Source organism: Pseudoalteromonas sp. SR43-7, from assembly GCF_014163785.1.
Taxonomy (GTDB): domain Bacteria; phylum Pseudomonadota; class Gammaproteobacteria; order Enterobacterales; family Alteromonadaceae; genus Pseudoalteromonas; species Pseudoalteromonas distincta.
The window spans coordinates 1-681 of record NZ_JACJDY010000057.1 but is presented as its reverse complement, the minus strand read 5'-3'; the positions used below and the strand labels follow the sequence as shown (position 1 = coordinate 681).

Sequence of the window (681 nt, the reverse complement as noted above, 5' to 3'; positions counted from 1 at the left end):
ATTGCTTTATATTGTTAAAGAACGTTGCGATTATAAAGTTGAACTTTATCTCGCTAGGGCTGCGCATATTACGCTTTCCTATTTTTTTGTCAACACTTAAATTTAAACTTTCTAAAAAGATTCAAACTAAGTTTTACTTAACACCCTGAGTTGTTCGTGCCTCGCTATGCGTTGCTGTTTCCCGTCTCAGTGGGGCCGCATTATAGGGAGCGGCGGATTTTACGCAAGCGTTATTTGCATAAAATAGTAATTAAAATTAAGCCCCAAGCAAGCGCACACGATAAACACAAGTTACCCACAAAACCCTGTTGATAACTCTTGTTTTTACATAGATAAACCATACTAAAGCTATTAATTAAAACCTTAAAAATGCAAAAAGCACCTTATGTAGGTGCTTCTCAAAAGTAATAGTTATTAGAATCTAGTGTCTGTTTATCTTTCAAGGTTAAATTTGCCTTGCCTGTTTGGTATTCAGGCAAGGCAGAGCCTATGTAGTGTGGTTACTCCCCATAAATAGGCGATAACGTAGCATTAATGCCAAACAGGCGCTGCCCAAAGGGCTGACGAATCCCCAAAACGTGACAGGCACAGCAATTTATGATCTTATGTAAATCACCACAACCCACATAAGTCACAACTGCTATGCCTGAGACATCAGTTTGCCATAAGTACTTTAAACAT

The 681-nt window shown here is 38.3% G+C and carries 1 pseudogene; it reads right to left on the bottom strand.

Annotated features, from left to right (window positions below):
- Positions 1-500: 500 nt before the first annotated feature.
- Positions 501-681 (bottom strand): annotated as a pseudogene (locus H5087_RS20095) (hypothetical protein); the annotation flags it as partial.